This is a genomic window from Sphingopyxis sp. Root154, from assembly GCF_001427105.1.
Lineage (GTDB): Bacteria > Pseudomonadota > Alphaproteobacteria > Sphingomonadales > Sphingomonadaceae > Sphingopyxis.
This window is the reverse complement of record NZ_LMGI01000002.1, coordinates 1,181,345-1,196,607: the sequence shown is the minus strand read 5'-3', so window position 1 is coordinate 1,196,607 and position 15,263 is coordinate 1,181,345. Positions and strand designations below refer to the sequence as shown.

Below are 15,263 nucleotides of genomic sequence, written 5' to 3'. Positions count from 1 at the left end.
TCGCCGGGCGTCAATTCTCCCATGACATCAAGAGAAGGATGGCCCCGCCATGCCGACCCAATTTTTCGCCGACCTGGTGCGCGAGACGTGTCACGACGGCGGCAGCGGACCGCTGACGCCGACCGGCGCGGTCCCCGGGCATCGCCGTTTCGTCGATGCGGTGCCGCCGGGCACGCCCTTCCATTATGCCGTCGCGGGCATCGCGCAGCCCCAGCAATGGGAGGTGGGGACGGGCCGGATCGATGGCTCCGGCCGGTTGCAACGCGATGCGGTGGTCGTCTCGTCCGCCGGTAGCGCGCGCGTCGATTTCGCGGCGGGGCTCAAGACGATCGCGCTGACGGTTGCCGCCGACTGGTTCGCCGCGAGCGATGCGGGCGCGGCGGGACTGAGCGACGATGTCGCGGCGCTGGCGAGTGCGCTGGATGCAAAGCAGCCGCTGTCGACGACGCATGGCGGCGCGGCGACGGCGGCCGACGGCGACCTGATGACCGTCCGGCGCGGCGGCGGCTGGGTCAATATTCCGCTGACGGCGCTGGCGTATCGGAATGCGAGCGGGCGCCACATGCTGAGCGGGGGGCTGGCGGCGCAGGACGGCACCGCTGCCGCCCCCGCGATCGGGTTTGCCGACGACGGCGATTGCGGCCTGTTCCGCCCCGCCCCCGACAGCATCGGCCTTGCCACCGGCGGGGTGGAGCGGATGCGGATCGCGAGTGGCGGCCTTGTCGGGATCGGCACCGCCAATCCGGCGACACGGCTGGAGATCGCGGGCACGGACCAGATCATGGCGCGCCTGCGTGTCCGCAACAGCGCCGCCGGCGGGCGGGTTTATGACCTGGTGTCGGGCATCCACAATGCCAGCCAGTCCTGCTTTTCCGTCTATGATGCGACGGCCGACACGACATTGCTGGTCGTCGACGGCTCCTTTGTGCGGCCCGGCGGCGACAATGCGCAGTCGCTGGGCGTGGGTTTCAATCGATGGTCGGTCATCTTTTCCGCCACCGGCGCCATCAACACATCGGACACGCGCGAAAAGACCTGGCGGAGCGCGGCGAGCGGCGCGGAACTGCGGGCTGCATCGCGCATCGCCGCCGAGCTTGGCTTTTTCCAGTGGAACGATGCGATCGCGAAAAAGGGGCCGGATGGCGCGCGCCTGCATTTTGGCGTCCGCGCGCAGGCGGCGTGGACGATCATGGCCGACGAAGGCCTGATCGAACCGCTGGGTCCCGCCGGACGGCCGGGTGATACGCCCTATGCCTTTCTGTGCTGGGACGCGTGGGCGGATGAGGGGGGCGCGGTGCACGACCGCTTCGGAATCCGGCCCGACCAGCTGGCGCTGTTCCTGATCGCGGCGCAGGAGCGGCGATTGGCGGCGCTGGAGACGGCATCGTGATCGCCGGTTCGGCGCTGGCGTCGCGCGCCATCGGCGACGCCCAGCGGCGTGACTTGCCCAGCGAATGGGGCGGTCCCGAACCCGCAGCAGCCCAGACGACCGCCCCGGTGGCGCCTGAAACCCGCCGCCGTGTGGCGGTTCGCAAGCCCTGACCAGAAAGGAGCGGCCATGACGATGATGGTGAAGGACCCGGGATCACGGATCGATTATGAGTTCGACTGGGGTGCGGCCTATGTCGATGGGCAGGCGGTGCTGGCGAGCGCATGGCTGGTTGTGCCGGACGAGGATGGCGGCGTGGCTGTGGCGGCCGCCGCGCACGACCTGACCCGGACGACCGCGACGCTGGCGGGCGGGATCGCCGGCCATGTCTATCACGTCACTAACCGTGTGACGCTGAGCGACGGGCAGATCGACGAGCGATCGATGACCGTGCGGGTGGAGGAACGGTGATGGCGGAAAGTGTGGTGCCGGGCGATCCCCCGGTGAGCCTGAACGAAGCGCGCGGCTGGTTGCGGCTGGGGGCGACGATCGACGATGCCGTGGTCGCGGGGCTTGTCCGCGCGGCGACCAATATCTGCGAGGCCTTTATCGGGCAGTGGCTGGTCATTCGCGCGGCTGAGGAGGTTTTGCCGTTGAAAAACGGAGTGATTCACCCCGGCGCGCGACCCGTTGTCGGAATCGATGGCGTGACTTTGTTGCTGCCCGGCGGCGGGGAGGCGGCGCTGGGCGACGGCGATTACCTCGTGTCGATCGGCCGCGACGGCACCGCACGGGTGACATTGGAAGACCCGCGCGGCGCGGCGCGGGTGCGCGTCGCCTTTCGCGCGGGGATCGCCGAGGAGGCGAACGGGATTCCCGAAGCGATCCGTCAGGGCATCGTCCGCATGACGCAGCATCTGCATGAGGCGCGCGACGGCGCGGGCGCGGCCCCGCCGGCGGCGATCGCGTTGCTGTGGCAGCCGTGGCGGCGGCTGACGCTGGGGGGCGGGCAATGACGAGCGCGGAAGGCGCGGTGCGCGCGCGGGCGATCGACCTGCTGGCACGCGACGACGCGCTGGCGGCGATGGTTCACGGAATATTCGACGGCACGCCGCCGCGGGCGAGCGCGCCCTATGTCGCGGTCGGTACGGCGGACGGCGCCGACTGGGGGACCAAGGACCGGGCGGGGCGCGAAATCCGCCTGACGCTGACATTGGTCGGCATGGGCAGCGCGATCGACGACAAGGCCGCGGCGCGCGTCGAGGCGGTTGCCACGGCCCTGCGCGGCCCGGCCGGCGCCTGGTCGGTGGTCGGCGCACGAACGATCCGGACGCGCTTTACCTTTGCGCGCGACGGCGGCTGGCGGCATGAAATCCTGGTGCGGTGCCGCTGCCTCGCGGCGTGATTCTTACTCGCCCGGCATCGTGTTCGTCGACTTATAGTCCTTGAACTTGTCGGTGAAATTGGCGTGGTAATCGTCGATCTGCATGTCGGCGTCTTCGCCGGCGACCTTTTCGGAATCGCCGCCCGACCGGCCCAGCGCGATCACCGCCTTGCGGAACGCGTCACGCTCGGCCCCGCAGTTCGATTTCACCGTCATTTCATATTCGGCTTCTTCGACCTTGGCCTCCAGCGCCTTCTTCATGTCGGCGCGCAGGCATTTGGTGAAGGCGGCGCGCGTCGTGTCGACCGTCGCCGAGGGCGACTGCACCATGACGGCCAAAATCAATGTTGTGATCAAAAGCATCCTGCGACTCCCCGTTAGCAGTGTTTTTTCCCTGAGGAGATTAGACGATGGCGATTGAAAATGGGAGCGATTTTCTGCTCAAGATCGGCGACGGCGAAGCGCCGCCGACCTATCGGACGGTCGCGGGCCTGCGCACCACGCAGATGTCGGTCAACGGCGAAGCGGTGAATGTCACGACGAAGGATTCGGGCGGCTGGCGAGAGCTGCTGTCGGGCGCCGGGGTGCGGTCGGTTTCGGTGAGCGCGGCGGGCATTTTTACCGGGTCGGACGCCGAGGTGCGGCTGCGCGGTCATGCGCTGTCGGGCGTCATCGACGATTACGAATTGAGCTTCGAAAGCGGCGAGCGGCTGCGCGGGCGCTTCCTCGTCACGCGGCTCGACTATGCGGGCGATTATAACGGCGAGCGCAATTACACGCTGAACCTGGAATCGAGCGGCGCGGTGGTGAGCCTGTGAGCGCGAACATGCTGCGCGGCGAGGCGGAATTGCGCCTCGGGGAACGGGTGCATGTGCTGCGCCCGAGTTTTGCAGCGTTGGTTGCGGCGGAGGCCGAGCTGGGGCCGCTGTTCGCGCTGGTCGAGCGCGCCGCCGATGCGCGGCTGGGGCTGGGCGAGCTGGCCTCGCTGTTCTGGCATTGCGTGCAGGATCGGCCCGAGGCGTTGACGCGCGAAGCGGTCGGCGAGGCGGTCATCGCGCAGGGGTTGTCGGCGGTGACCCCGGCGCTGCGCATGCTGCTGGGGCAGATTTTGCAGGGACGATGAGGTGACGGACGATTGGCTGGGGCCTGCGGTGATCAAGCTTGCGGGCGTGATGGCGCGCGTCGCGGGATGGCGGCCCGATGAGTTCTGGACCGCGACGCCGGCCGATGTGCGCGCGGTGCTGGCGGGCTGGGTCGAGGCGGATGCCGAGGCGTCCCTCGACGGTTCGGCGCTGGCGGCGATGATGGAGAGATTTCCCGATGGGTGACGAGATCGACGAGATGGTGGTCGCGGTGCGAGCCGACACCGGCGCGTTCCGGCGCGACATTGCGGCGCTGCGTGCCGAGCTGGGCGGGCCGCTGGTTGCCGAGGCCGATCAGGCGGGGCGCGCGATCGAGCGGGCGCTGTCGCGCGCGATCGTCAGCGGCAAGATGGGGTTCGAGGATCTGAAGCGGCTCGCGCTGTCGGTGATGGCGGATATTGCGCGCGCGGCGATTTCGAACGGGATCGGCGCGGCGACGGGCGGGGGCTCAGGTGGTGGCGGGCGCGGCGATTTGCTGTCGCTCGGCACCTCGATCGCGATGGCGCTGTTCGGGGCGCCGGGGCGGGCGACGGGCGGGCCGGTGAGCGCCGGCCGCGCCTATCGCGTCGGCGAGCGCGGGCCCGAGTTGTTCGTGCCGACCGCGAGCGGGCGGATCGAGGCGGCGGGCGCCGGTGGGGTGCGCAATTTTGCGATCACGGTGAATGTGCGCGGCGATGCGGGGAGCGAACCGCAGCGGCTGGCGCAGACGGGGCGGCAGCTGGCGCGCGCGGTGCGGCGTGCAGTTGCGGCAGGAGACGATTGATGGGCTGGGCGTTGATCGCGGTGGCCGAGCCGCATCATCGCAAGGGCTGGCTCAAGCGGTTCGATCCGCGGTTCTGGACGGTCGATTTCGCGCGGCCGATGATGGCGAGCGTGACGAGCGATGTGCCGGGGTCGCTGCGGGTCGAGACGGTCTTTTATCGGAAGCAGGATCTGGCGGGGCTGATCTGGGAAGCCGAGGACCGGTGGGATCATCCTTTGCTCGCCTATGAGACGCGCCGTGATTTTCGGCACACGCAGCTCAGATTCCGCTGGCGGTCTGGCGGGGTGAAGCCGCTCGACGCGTTGCACGGGCCGACCTTGACGATCGAGGGGCGCGATGCGGCGGGGAGTCCGCGCGCCTGGTATGTGCGGCTCTGGAACTATGCCGAGGGGACGGCCGAGGATGCCGTCGTCAGTCTCGATTTCGACGCATTGGACGGTGGCTTTCTGCTGCCGGCCGAAGCCGATCCGGTGTGGGCGGGCGACATCGACCGGATGTTTATTTCGCTGGTGCCGCCGACTTATGACGGTGGCGCGGGCGTGCTGGGGGCGCCGGTCGCGGGCTGGGCCGAGATGAGCGCGATTGCCTGTTCGGGATCGGGGTCGGTGCTGGCGCTCGGCGATGTGGTGATGCCTGAATTGGACCCTGACAAAGGGGGGCTGGGCATCGCGAGCGGATATGACGACAGCTATCACCTGACCCCGGCGCGGCTGGTGCGGCAGATGGTGCAATTGGGCTATCGCGGCGATGTCGTCCATTATGTCGGGATGAGCCATTATATGCGGCTCGAGGCGTCGGGCGGGGGCTTTTGTGCGAGCCTTGCGGGCGGCGTGCTCAATGCGCCGTGCGCGGCGTGGCATGCCGGCTTTGCGGCGGCGTGCCGTGAGGCGGGGCTGGGGGTGATCTGGTCGCTCTCCTACGAGCTGTTCGATGCCTATTGCCGGGCCGACTGGAAACAGCGCGCCGCCGATGGGGCGCCGGCGCTGACCGGATGGGATCCGCCATCTACTTTGCTATCGCCTGCCAATGCGGCGGCGATGGGATATTTGCAGCTGGTTGCGCGGGCGTTCGTCGCCATCGGGGCGGCGGCGGGATTGCCGCTGAAATTCCAGGTGGGTGAGCCCTGGTGGTGGATCGCGAGTGGCGGACGGATTTGCGCCTATGATGCGGCGACGACGGCGGCGCTGGGGGCGGCGAGCGTTCCGATTGCCGACGTGCGCGGGGCTTTGGATGCGGCGCAACTCGCGATGCTCGATGCGCTGGGGGCCTTGTTGGCAGAGTCGACCGCGGCACTCGTTGCGGCCGCGCATGACGAGGTGGGGGCGGCGGGGCTGACGAGCCATTTGCTCGTCTATCTGCCGACAGTGCTCGACCCGGCGGCGCCCGCAGTGCGGCGCGCCAATGTGCCGCTCGGGTGGGCGGCGCCGGCGTTCGATGTGTTGCAGCTCGAGGATTATGACTGGGTTACCGGCGGGCGCGGGGCGGAGACGGCGGGGGCGCGGTCGGCGATGACGCTGCGGCTGGGCTATTCGATTGAAGATCAGCATTATTTTTCGGGTTTTGTGCTGGCGGCCGAGGATCGCGCGCAGTGGGGGGCGATCGCCGAGGCGGCCGATGGTGCGCGGCGCGCGGGAGTCGCGCGAGCCTTTGTCTGGGCGCTGCCGCAGGTGGCGCGTGACGGCTTTGTGACATTTGACGGGGAGGATGTTGTGCAGGCTTTCGATGCGGTGGATTTTCCGCTCGCGATCGGGCGCGAGGCGATGGTTGCGACCGAATTTTCGACGCAGATCGTGAGTTCGCCGTCGGGACACGAGCAGCGCGCGACCGAATGGGCGGAGGCGCGAATGCGCTATGACGCGGGGCCGGGGGTCCGGTCCGAGGCCGATGTGCGGGTGCTCGTTGACTTTTTTCGCGCGCGGCGCGGCGCGGCGCGGGCGTTTCGCTTTCGCGATCCGTTCGATGGCAGTTCGGCCGTCGATGGCGGATTGCCGGCGGCGGGTGACCAGGCGCTGGGGGTTGGCGACGGGGTGCGGCGGCAGTTCGCGCTGGTGAAACGATACGGTGCCGGTGCTGCCCAACAGCTGCGCGGCATCCGGTTGCCGGTCGAGGGCAGCGTGCGTGTGTCGGTCGACGGGCTGGAGACGGCGGCGTTTCTGATGACCGACGAAGGCGAAGTGCTGCTCGATGTGGCGCCGGCAGTCGGAGTCGCGGTGCGCGCAGGGTTTCTGTTCGATGTGCCAGTGCGCTTTGCCGACGATCGGCTGGAGGTGAGCCGTGCGACATTTCTGGCAGGCGAGATGGCGAGCGTGCCCTTGGTCGAGGTGCGCGCGCCATGGTGATGATGGAAGCGCCGGGCTGGCTGCGCGAAGAATTGGTGACGTTGGCATGGTGCTGGCGGCTGGCGCGGCGTGACGGGGTTGTCGTCGGGCTGACCTCGCACGACCGCGACCTGATGGTTGGCGGAATACTGTACCGCACGGCGCCGGGGATGAAGCCCTCGGCGCTCGAGACGAGCGACAGCCTCGATGTGGCGACGATGGACCTGGAGGGCGCGGTTACAAGCGATGCGATTGCCGCACGCGATCTCGATGCCGGGCGGTGGGATGGGGCGGAGCTGGAGCTGTTCGTCACCGACTGGAGCGCACCCGACGTCGCGCCGGTCACCGTGGCGCTTGGATCGCTGGGGGCGATCGAGCGGCGCGGGCCGGCCTTTGCCGCCGAGTTGCAGGGGGTGATGCGGGCGCTCGACCGGCCGGTGTGCCCGGCAACCTCGCCGTCGTGCCGGGCGATGCTGGGCGACCGGGCGTGCCGGGTCGATCTGGCGCCTTTGACGCATGCGCGGCGGATCGTTGCCGTCGATGGGCGGAGGGCGACGCTGGATGCCGCCGCGCCAGGAATGGCGTTTGGCGAACTGCTGTGGATGGAGGGCGCCAATTGCGGATTGGCCAGTCCGGTGATCGCGATGGAAGCGGCGGTGCTGCATCTGGCCGAAGCACCGCCTTTTGCGATTGCGAAGCCGGTGCGCGTGAGATTGATGGAGGGATGCGACAAGCAGCTTGCGACGTGCCGGGATCGCTTTGCGAACGCCGTCAATTTCCGTGGCGAAGCGCATTTGCCGGGCAATGATCTGCTGACACGTTATCCCGGTGGATGAGCCTGGACCGCGCGCCTTTGCGGCGGCGCGGGCGATGGTCGGGGTGACGTTCCGGCCGCAGGGGTGCGATCCCGCCACAGGGCTCGATTGTGTGGGGCTGGTGTGGGCGGCCTATGCAGGGGCGGGATGCCGGCTGGTACGACCTGTCGGATACCCGCTGCGCGGCTGGGGGCGTGCGCGGGTCGAGGCGGGGTTGTTCGATGCCGGGTTCGGGCCGGTGGGCGATGGCGTTAGGCCGGGCGATGTCATGCTGATCGCATTCGATGCGGGTCAGTTTCATCTTGGGCTGATGGGGCCGCACACGATGGTCCACGCGCATGCGGGGCTGAGGCGGGTGGTCGAAACACCGCTTGATGGACTGACGCGCGAGGCGGTCCGGTGGAGGCTGACGTTCGCTGACCCACCCCACTGCGACCAGGCAGCAAGCTGCCAAGTCTCATCGCCCCTCCCGCTGGCGGGAGGGGAGCAATTTTCGGGAGTGCATTATGGCAACGTTGGTGCTGACAGTGGTCGGCGGGATTGTCGGGGGTCCGGTGGGCGCCGCGATCGGTGCGGCGGTGGGCCAGCAGATCGACGCCCAGATTTTCAAACCCAAGGGCCGCGAAGGACCGCGGCTTGCCGATCTGAAGATTCAGGCATCGACCTATGGCCAGCAGATCCCGCAGCTGTTCGGGACGATGCGCGTCGCGGGCAGCGTGATCTGGGCGACCGATCTGATCGAACGGCGGAACAAGCGCGGCGGGGGCAAGGGGCGGCCGTCGACGACCGAATATAGCTATGCCGTATCACTCGCCGTCGCGCTGTCGTCGCGGCCGATCCGGGGTATCGGTCGGATATGGGCCGACGGCAATCTGCTGCGTGGATCGAGCGGGACGTTCCAGGAGCGCTGCATCTTTCGCTGGCATAATGGAGGCGAAGACCAGGCGGCCGATCCGTTGATCGCGTCGGCGCTGGGCATCGCGTCGGCGAGTGCGTTTCGAGGGTGCGCTTATGCGGTGTTCGAAGAGCTTGAGCTCAGCGCGTTCGGCAACCGGATTCCGTCGCTGACATTCGAGGTGGAGGCCGACGCCGCGGGCATCGACGCTGGTATGGTCGGTAACAGCCTGTTCGGTGAAGCCGCGCGCTGCGGCGGCCAATGGCCTTTTGCGGGCTATGCCGCATCGGGAGACCGATTGCGCGACGCGCTCGCGCCGCTGTTCGAGGCGGACGGGACGCGGCTGGTGAGCGGGCCGGGCGGATGGCGGCTGGCGCCCACGGCTGCGGCCGGGGAACCGCTGGCGCTCGCCGATTTCCGGGAGGCGGGGCGGGACGATGCGCCGGGCGACCGGACCGAGCATCGCCGCGCCCCGCTGTCATCGCTGCCGGGGACGATCCGGCTGCGGCATTATGAGCCCGAACGCGATTATCAGCTTGGTCAGCAGACGAGCCATGTCGCGGGTGGCGGGTCACGCGAGGAGCGGATCGATTTGCCCGCAGTTTTGCCGGCGACGTCGGCGCGGGCGCTGGCGCAGCGGCTTGCCGCCGCCGCGGCGGACGGGCGCGAAACGCTGATGTGGCGCGCTGATCTTGCGGCGCTGGCGCTGGCGGTCGGGCATGTCGTTGCACTGGCCGACGGAAGCCGTTGGCGGCTGGCGGCGCGCACGGTTCGCGGGAGCGACATCCTGCTGGAGCTCAGGCGTCACGCGCCGCTTCCCGCGGCCGAACTTCCCGCAGAACCGGGGGTTCCGGTCAATGCGCCCGATTGGCCCGACGCCATTGGGTCGGTCCGCCTGTTCGACCTTCCCAATATGGGCAGTCCGGCGGCATCGGCGCCGCGGCTATTGGTCGCCGGCGCCGGCAGCAACGATGGCTGGCGCGGCGCCGATTGCTGGCTCGTCGCCTCGGCCGGTGCCGAGCCGATCCCGGTCGGCGCGGTGCGTCCGGCCGCAGCGCTGGGCCAGCTTGTCGAACCGCTGGCCGCGGGAAGCAATTGCCTGTTCGATCTTTTGAACAGCGTCGAGGTCCAGCTGATCAATCCGGCGATGACGTTGGAATCGGTCGCCGACGTGGTGCTGCTGGGCGGAGCGAACCGGGCGATGGTCGCTGACGAACTGTTGCAGTTCGGTATCGCCGATGTCGTCGGACCGGGACGCTGGCGGCTGTCGCGATTGCTGCGCGGGAGGGCCGGGACCGAGAGGGGGATGCCTCATTTAGCGGGAGCGTCCTTCGTTCTGCTCGACGATCCGGCGCTGTTGACGTTGCCCGAGACGCTCGCCGGGTTGGCGGAAAGCGGCGCCGCGACCCTTGAGTGGGCACCGCGGGGCGGGGCGACGCTGACCGAGGTCGATGTGCCGGCGACCGGCCGGGCGTTGCGGCCGCTCGCCCCGGTACGCGGGCAGGTCCGTGCCGATGGTACGGGCGGCGTGACGATCGGCTGGATCAGGCGTAGCCGCGCCGACATGGGGTGGCGCGACCATGTCGACCAGCCGCTTGGCGAAAGTCATGAGGCCTGGCGGATCGCACTGTCGCCGCCCGTTCCGGGAATCGGGCCATGGGAAAGCGCATCCCCCACGCTGAATATCGGTGCGGCCGAACTGGCCACGCTGCCACCGGGCTGCACGATCGAGATTCGGCAGGCGGGGGATTTCGCCTTGTCGCCGCCTCTATCGTTGCCGTTGACATAAAAGGATAATGCCATGACCGCCATGCCAACCACGCCACGCTTCGCGTTACCGTTACTTGCGACGGCGCAGGCGCAGAAAGAGGTAACGCACAACGAAGCTTTGACGCTGCTCGACGCGTTGCTTCATGCGGCCGTCGAGGCCGGGCCGCTCGCCGCGCCGCCTGTTGACCCGGAAGAGGGGCAATGCTGGATCGTCGGTGCGGCGCCGACGGGCGCCTGGGCGGGTGAGGCACATGCGATCGCAATCCGGACCGGGGGCGGATGGCGATTTGCGCCGCCGCGCGAAGGGATGCGCGCGACGCGGCTGACCGACGGCGCGCAGCTTCGCTTCGCGGGCGGCGCATGGGCCGCGCCGGCGACGGTGGGGGCACCTTCGGGCGGGTCGACAATCGACTCCGAAGCGCGTAACGCGATCTCTACACTGATCCTTCACCTCGCCGCGCAGGGTCTTCTGATGTCAGGCTGATTTTCGGTTCTTTGACATAAGAAGTGCGACTTTTTGGCAACAGATTGACGATTTGTTCGCTTGCACGGAACCAAAGCGGCGAGTAGGACGTCTGCCGAGACGTATATCTCAATTTGAAAGGGGAATTACTATGAGGAAGCTTGCCGTCGCTCTGGCGTTGGCCTCCACCACCCTGGCGTCGCCCGTTCTGGCGCGCGACAACTCTTGGTATGTTGGTGTTGGTGCAGGCGCAATGCTCGTCGAGGACCTGGATCTCGACATCGGCACGTTCAACAATGCCGGTACGCTCGATCATCGCGCTGGCTATGATGTCGAAGGCACCGTCGGCTATGACTTCGGCGGTTTCCGCGCGGAAGTCGAAGTCGGTTTCCGTGAAGCCGACATCAAGTCGGGCCGCTTTTCGACCCCGGGCATTCCGCAGTCGGTTACCGGCGCTGGTGCGCTCGCTACCGGTTCGGTCCCGCTTGCAGGCGATTCGAACGCGTTGAGCTTCATGGTCAACGGTATGCTCGACTTCGGTGACGACGACGGCCTTCAGGGCTTTGTCGGCGGTGGTGCCGGTGTTGCGCGCGTTTCGGTTGAGCCGGTCTATGCCGGTAACTTCCTCGACGATTCGGACACGGGCTTTGCCTGGCAGGCGATCGCGGGTATCCGCGCTCCGCTGACCGACAGCATCGACGTTGGCCTGAAGTATCGTTTCTTCAACGCCGACAACCTCGATCTGGTCGACCAGCTCGGTCGCGACGTTTCGACGCGCTTCCGTTCGCACTCGATCCTTGGCACGCTGACGTTCAACTTCGGTGGCGCAGCACCGGAGCCGGTGGTGGCACCCCCGCCCCCGCCCCCGCCGCCCCCGCCGCCTCCGCCGCCTCCGCCGCCGCCGCCGGTCGTGGAATGCGCGCCCGGACCGTATATCGTGTACTTCGACTGGGATAAGTCGGACATCACGCCGGAAGCGGCTTCGACGCTCGACAATGCGATCAGCGCCTACAACCGTGGTTGCACGGGTACGCAGGTCATGCTCGCCGGTCACGCTGACCGTTCGGGTTCGGCCAAGTACAACGTCGGCCTGTCGGAACGTCGCAACACCGCGGTTCGCAGCTATCTCACCGCTCGCGGTATCTCGGATGGCTCGATCAGCGCGCAGGGCTTCGGCGAAAGCCGCCCGGCCGTTGCAACCGCCGATGGCGTCCGCAACGACCAGAACCGTCGCGTGGAAATCACTTACGGTCCGAACTCGGGCATGTAAGACCGGTTTCCGCTCCCGACTGGGACGGAACGAAAAAGAAGGGCGGTGCCGAAAGGTGCCGCCCTTTCTTTATGCGCGCTTTGTGCGGCAAATAATCATCCGCTGCTGACTTTCCAGTTTCCGCTTGCTCGCTTCATATTATGATATACCATCACGTTTAGGGCGCGAGATGGTCTTGGGCCCTCGATGAGGGGGCGACGCCCGTCAAACGCGGTGCGTTCTCCCCGAGCGGGAGAGAGACGATGCGCACACGAAGCAGGTTTCATCGCAGCATTTTTCGCGCCGACCCCAATGGTGATCCCGACATCAATACGACTCCGCTGATAGACGTGATGCTGGTGATGCTCGTGATGTTCATCATCACCATCCCGCCGCCGACGCACAGCGTCGATGTCACGCTGCCCGGTGAGGCGCCGCCACTTGCGAAGATACTCGACGAAAATCGCGTGACGATCGATACCGCCGACGTGATCCGCTGGAACAACGAGGCGGTCGATCTGGCGCAGTTGGGGATGCTGGTCAAAAAGGCGGCCGATCAGTCGGAACCGGCGGCGATCCTGCTAGAACCCGAGGCGCGGGCGCGCTACTTGCGCGTCGATGAGGCGATCGGGGCGATCCGGCGCAATGGCGGGTCGAAGCTCGGCTTTCCCGGCATCCACAATTACGCCGGTTTGATCTGATCCCTGGCGGCTTCCCGTTGTCTCAGGCGGCGGGGGCCGTTCCGGGCCGGAGATAGCGCATCATATAGCTGACATAGTCGGCCTTGCCGAGCGGGACGCCCATATGGCGTAGGACCGCATAAGCCGCGGTACGGTGGAAAGCGAACTGCGGTTGCGCCCAGTCGCGGACATAGTCGAAGGCGCGCATGTCGAAGATCATGCCGTTGGGCAGCGGGAAGCTGACCGCCCGGTCGAGGTCGGAGCCGAGCGCTGCGGGATCGACCGCGTCGAGGACCGCGAGTGTCGCCGCGATCTGTTCCTGCATCCCGGCAAAATCGACCGCGTCCTCCGCAAAATCGGGGACTTCGGCATTGGCAAGGCGAACCAGCGGCTGGAGCGCCTGGACGCAGGTGAAGCGCACCTGCGAGGCGAGCGGGAACATGTCGGGTGCGAGCCGCGCGACCGCGAACTGCAATTCGCCGACGCCGTTTTCCTCTCCCCATGCGCGCGCCCGCGAAAGCTCTCCCGACAGGGCTCTCAGGCCATTTTGCCAGGCCGGTACGGTCAGGTCGTAGAGCATCGTCATTTCCTTCGATCGATCGAACTTGTGTCAGGCGGCGGCGAGATTGTCCTGGAACTGGAGCCGTGCGAGGCGGGCGTAGAGGCCGTCGGCGGCGACGAGTTCGTCGTGCTTGCCCTCTTCGACGATGCGTCCGTCGTCCATGACGATGATGCGGTCGGCGGCGCGCACGGTCGCGAGGCGGTGCGCGATGACGATCGTCGTGCGGTCGTGCATCAGCGTCTCGAGCGCGTCCTGCACGAGCTTTTCGGATTCGGCGTCGAGCGCCGAGGTCGCCTCGTCGAGGAGCAGCAGCGGGGCGCGGCGCAAGAGCGCGCGCGCGATCGCGACGCGCTGGCGCTGGCCGCCCGAGAGGCGGGCGCCGCCTTCGCCCATGAAGGTGTCGAGCCCGTCGGGCAGCTTGCGCAGGAATTCCTCGGCATTGGCGGCGCGGGCGGCGTCCCACAAATCCTCGTCGGTTGCGGCCCAATTGCCATAGCGCAGATTGTCGCGCGCCGAGGCGGCGAAGATTACCGTTTCCTGCGGAACCATGGCGATGCGCGCGCGGATGTCGGCGGGGTCGGCTTCGGTGAGCGGCACGCCGTCGAGCAGGATCTGGCCGCCCTGCGGGTCGTAAAAGCGCTCGGCAAGCTGGAAGAGCGTCGACTTGCCGGCGCCCGAGGGGCCGACGATCGCGACAGTCTCGCGCGGGTTGATCGCAAGGCTGAAATCGTGGAGCGCGGGGGCGTCGGGGCGGGTCGGATAGTGGAATTCGACATGATCGAACTCGAGCGTCCCGACGGGCGGTTCGGGGAAGGGGCGCGGTTTTGCGGGCGGCGCGATGCTCGCCTCGGCATTGAGTAATTCGCTGAGGCGCTCGGCCGCGCCGGCGGCGCGGAGCAGGTCGCCATAGACTTCGGTGAGCGCGCCGAAGGCCCCCGCGACCAATCCGCCGGTGAGGACGAAGGCGGCGATCGTGCCGCCGGTGATCGTGCCCGCGGCGACGCCCGCGGCGCCGTACCAGAGGAGGGTGGTGATCGCGCCGAAGAGCAGGCCGATGACGATCGCGGTCATCATCGCGCGCAGGCGGATGCGGCGCTTGGCGGTCGCGAAATTCGCCTCGACCGCAGTCGTGAAGCGGTCGGCTTCGCGCGCTTCCTGCCCGAACGCCTGGACGATCTTCATCGCGCCCAGTTGCTCGGCGGTGGTCGCGCCGATGTCGGCGACCCGGTCCTGGCTCGTCCGCGAGACATTCTGGAGCTTCCGGCCGAGCAGCACGATCGGCATGATGATCACCGGGATGCCGAGCAATATCCCGCCGGTCAGTTTCGGCGACAGGGTGAAGAGATAGGCGATTCCGCCGATCCCCATCACCGTATTGCGCAGCGCGACCGAGACCGTGGTGCCGACGGTCTGTTCGATGATCGAGGTGTCCGACGTCATGCGCGAGGCGATTTCCGACGGGCGGTTTTCCTCGAAAAAGCCCGGGGCAAGACGCAGCAGGTTGCGTTGGACCGCCTGACGGATGTCGGCGACGGTGCGTTCGCCGAGCCAGCTGACAAAATAGAAGCGCAGCGCCGTCGCGACCGCGAGCAGCAGCACGATAACATAGAAGAAGCGGAAATGCGGTGCGACGTCGCCGCCGCCGGCAACGAAGCCGCTGTCGATCATTTCCTTGAACTGATACGGGATCGCGAGCGTCGCGAGCGCGGCGATGCCGAGCGCGACCGCGGCGATCAGCAGTTGCAGCGGATAGCGGCTGGCATAGTGCCAGATCATGCGCAGGCTGCCGAGCTTGCGGCGGGGCGTGTCGGATTTGTCGGATGTGGTCGCCATGGACGACGGCCCTAGCAGCC

18 protein-coding genes are annotated in these 15,263 nt (G+C 67.8%); 15 read left to right on the top strand and 3 right to left on the bottom strand.

The genetic code is table 11. The features are described from left to right. The first annotated feature begins 49 nt into the window (after window positions 1-49). Genes ASD73_RS11440 through gp17 form a run of 5 tightly spaced genes read left to right on the top strand, consistent with a single transcriptional unit; the run spans window position 50 to window position 2,774 of the window. Window positions 50-1,390, top strand: a complete 1,341-nt coding sequence (locus tag ASD73_RS11440; RefSeq protein ID WP_056372410.1) for a tail fiber domain-containing protein — start codon at window positions 50-52, stop codon at window positions 1,388-1,390. Further along, the gene (locus ASD73_RS22775) at window positions 1,387-1,542 is read left to right on the top strand and encodes a hypothetical protein (protein ID WP_156377361.1); all 156 of its coding nucleotides are present in this window, start codon (window positions 1,387-1,389) and stop codon (window positions 1,540-1,542) included. The genes ASD73_RS11440 and ASD73_RS22775 overlap by 4 nt, the downstream gene beginning before the upstream one ends. A gap of 16 nt (window positions 1,543-1,558) precedes the next feature. Continuing rightward, entirely contained in the window at window positions 1,559-1,840 is a 282-nt protein-coding gene (locus tag ASD73_RS11435; protein WP_056372407.1) for a phage fiber-tail adaptor protein, read from the top strand. Beyond that, window positions 1,840-2,385, top strand: coding sequence for a head-tail connector protein (locus tag ASD73_RS11430; RefSeq protein ID WP_056372406.1), 546 nt, complete (start codon window positions 1,840-1,842; stop codon window positions 2,383-2,385). Before ASD73_RS11435 ends, ASD73_RS11430 begins: the two co-directional genes overlap by 1 nt. Next, the gene (gp17, locus tag ASD73_RS11425; RefSeq protein ID WP_056372404.1) at window positions 2,382-2,774 is read left to right on the top strand and encodes a tail completion protein gp17; all 393 of its coding nucleotides are present in this window, start codon (window positions 2,382-2,384) and stop codon (window positions 2,772-2,774) included. The genes ASD73_RS11430 and gp17 overlap by 4 nt, the downstream gene beginning before the upstream one ends. Window positions 2,775-2,777: 3 nt before the next feature. Here the strand turns inward: gp17 and ASD73_RS11420 are convergent, their stop codons facing one another. Beyond that, complete coding sequence (locus ASD73_RS11420) at window positions 2,778-3,116, bottom strand: hypothetical protein (protein WP_056372402.1); 339 nt, start codon at window positions 3,114-3,116, stop codon at window positions 2,778-2,780. A 47-nt stretch (window positions 3,117-3,163) separates the two neighbouring features. Here ASD73_RS11420 and ASD73_RS11415 point away from each other — a divergent pair, with 47 nt between their 5' ends. The 10 genes from ASD73_RS11415 (at window position 3,164) to ASD73_RS11370 (ending at window position 12,869) form a co-directional block, all read left to right on the top strand. Continuing rightward, complete coding sequence (locus ASD73_RS11415; protein ID WP_056372400.1) at window positions 3,164-3,571, top strand: phage major tail protein, TP901-1 family; 408 nt, start codon at window positions 3,164-3,166, stop codon at window positions 3,569-3,571. A gap of 8 nt (window positions 3,572-3,579) precedes the next feature. Further along, window positions 3,580-3,876, top strand: a complete 297-nt coding sequence (locus ASD73_RS11410) for a gene transfer agent family protein (RefSeq protein ID WP_056376038.1) — start codon at window positions 3,580-3,582, stop codon at window positions 3,874-3,876. 1 nt (window position 3,877) lies between these two features. Then, window positions 3,878-4,081, top strand: a complete 204-nt coding sequence (locus ASD73_RS11405) for a phage tail assembly chaperone (protein ID WP_056372396.1) — start codon at window positions 3,878-3,880, stop codon at window positions 4,079-4,081. Beyond that, window positions 4,074-4,658, top strand: coding sequence for a hypothetical protein (locus ASD73_RS11400; RefSeq protein ID WP_056372394.1), 585 nt, complete (start codon window positions 4,074-4,076; stop codon window positions 4,656-4,658). The genes ASD73_RS11405 and ASD73_RS11400 overlap by 8 nt, the downstream gene beginning before the upstream one ends. Then, the gene (locus ASD73_RS11395; protein ID WP_056372392.1) at window positions 4,658-6,997 is read left to right on the top strand and encodes a DUF2460 domain-containing protein; all 2,340 of its coding nucleotides are present in this window, start codon (window positions 4,658-4,660) and stop codon (window positions 6,995-6,997) included. Before ASD73_RS11400 ends, ASD73_RS11395 begins: the two co-directional genes overlap by 1 nt. Further along, window positions 6,997-7,812 carry a DUF2163 domain-containing protein gene (locus ASD73_RS11390; RefSeq protein WP_443027977.1) on the top strand — a complete coding sequence of 272 codons (816 nt, stop codon included), beginning with the start codon at window positions 6,997-6,999 and terminating at the stop codon, window positions 7,810-7,812. The genes ASD73_RS11395 and ASD73_RS11390 overlap by 1 nt, the downstream gene beginning before the upstream one ends. Window positions 7,813-8,297: 485 nt before the next feature. Then, window positions 8,298-10,475 carry a phage tail protein gene (locus ASD73_RS11385; protein WP_056372388.1) on the top strand — a complete coding sequence of 726 codons (2,178 nt, stop codon included), beginning with the start codon at window positions 8,298-8,300 and terminating at the stop codon, window positions 10,473-10,475. Window positions 10,476-10,487: 12 nt separating this feature from the next. Next, window positions 10,488-10,940, top strand: coding sequence for a DUF2793 domain-containing protein (locus tag ASD73_RS11380; RefSeq protein WP_056372385.1), 453 nt, complete (start codon window positions 10,488-10,490; stop codon window positions 10,938-10,940). Window positions 10,941-11,070: 130 nt separating this feature from the next. Further along, on the top strand, window positions 11,071-12,189 hold the full coding sequence (locus ASD73_RS11375) for an OmpA family protein (RefSeq protein ID WP_056372383.1): 1,119 nt from the start codon (window positions 11,071-11,073) through the stop codon (window positions 12,187-12,189). A gap of 242 nt (window positions 12,190-12,431) precedes the next feature. Further along, window positions 12,432-12,869, top strand: a complete 438-nt coding sequence (locus tag ASD73_RS11370; RefSeq protein ID WP_056372381.1) for an ExbD/TolR family protein — start codon at window positions 12,432-12,434, stop codon at window positions 12,867-12,869. 22 nt (window positions 12,870-12,891) lie between these two features. On the opposite strand, the gene ASD73_RS11365 is transcribed toward ASD73_RS11370, so the two are convergent. Both ASD73_RS11365 and ASD73_RS11360 read right to left on the bottom strand, forming a co-directional pair. Further along, window positions 12,892-13,434, bottom strand: coding sequence for a DUF1993 domain-containing protein (locus tag ASD73_RS11365; protein ID WP_082521493.1), 543 nt, complete (start codon window positions 13,432-13,434; stop codon window positions 12,892-12,894). 24 nt (window positions 13,435-13,458) lie between these two features. Beyond that, window positions 13,459-15,243: an ABC transporter transmembrane domain-containing protein gene (locus ASD73_RS11360; protein WP_056372379.1), complete on the bottom strand. Its 1,785-nt coding sequence runs from the start codon at window positions 15,241-15,243 to the stop codon at window positions 13,459-13,461. Window positions 15,244-15,263 lie beyond the last annotated feature (20 nt).

Bases quoted from the DNA above. Each gene is read 5' to 3' on its own strand.
- ASD73_RS11415 (WP_056372400.1), top strand. From the start codon at position 3,164: ATGGCGATTGAAAATGGGAGCGATTTTCTGCTCAAGATCGGCGACGGC.
- ASD73_RS11395 (WP_056372392.1), top strand. From the start codon at position 4,658: ATGGGCTGGGCGTTGATCGCGGTGGCCGAGCCGCATCATCGCAAGGGC.
- ASD73_RS11400 (WP_056372394.1), top strand. From the start codon at position 4,074: ATGGGTGACGAGATCGACGAGATGGTGGTCGCGGTGCGAGCCGACACC.
- ASD73_RS11410 (WP_056376038.1), top strand. From the start codon at position 3,580: ATGCTGCGCGGCGAGGCGGAATTGCGCCTCGGGGAACGGGTGCATGTG.
- ASD73_RS11380 (WP_056372385.1), top strand. From the start codon at position 10,488: ATGACCGCCATGCCAACCACGCCACGCTTCGCGTTACCGTTACTTGCG.
- ASD73_RS11385 (WP_056372388.1), top strand. From the start codon at position 8,298: ATGGCAACGTTGGTGCTGACAGTGGTCGGCGGGATTGTCGGGGGTCCG.
- ASD73_RS11375 (WP_056372383.1), top strand. From the start codon at position 11,071: ATGAGGAAGCTTGCCGTCGCTCTGGCGTTGGCCTCCACCACCCTGGCG.
- ASD73_RS11440 (WP_056372410.1), top strand. From the start codon at position 50: ATGCCGACCCAATTTTTCGCCGACCTGGTGCGCGAGACGTGTCACGAC.
- ASD73_RS11360 (WP_056372379.1), bottom strand. From the start codon at position 15,243: ATGGCGACCACATCCGACAAATCCGACACGCCCCGCCGCAAGCTCGGC.
- ASD73_RS11420 (WP_056372402.1), bottom strand. From the start codon at position 3,116: ATGCTTTTGATCACAACATTGATTTTGGCCGTCATGGTGCAGTCGCCC.
- ASD73_RS11365 (WP_082521493.1), bottom strand. From the start codon at position 13,434: ATGACGATGCTCTACGACCTGACCGTACCGGCCTGGCAAAATGGCCTG.
- ASD73_RS11430 (WP_056372406.1), top strand. From the start codon at position 1,840: ATGGCGGAAAGTGTGGTGCCGGGCGATCCCCCGGTGAGCCTGAACGAA.
- ASD73_RS11370 (WP_056372381.1), top strand. From the start codon at position 12,432: ATGCGCACACGAAGCAGGTTTCATCGCAGCATTTTTCGCGCCGACCCC.
- ASD73_RS11390 (WP_443027977.1), top strand. From the start codon at position 6,997: ATGATGGAAGCGCCGGGCTGGCTGCGCGAAGAATTGGTGACGTTGGCA.
- ASD73_RS11435 (WP_056372407.1), top strand. From the start codon at position 1,559: ATGACGATGATGGTGAAGGACCCGGGATCACGGATCGATTATGAGTTC.
- gp17 (WP_056372404.1), top strand. From the start codon at position 2,382: ATGACGAGCGCGGAAGGCGCGGTGCGCGCGCGGGCGATCGACCTGCTG.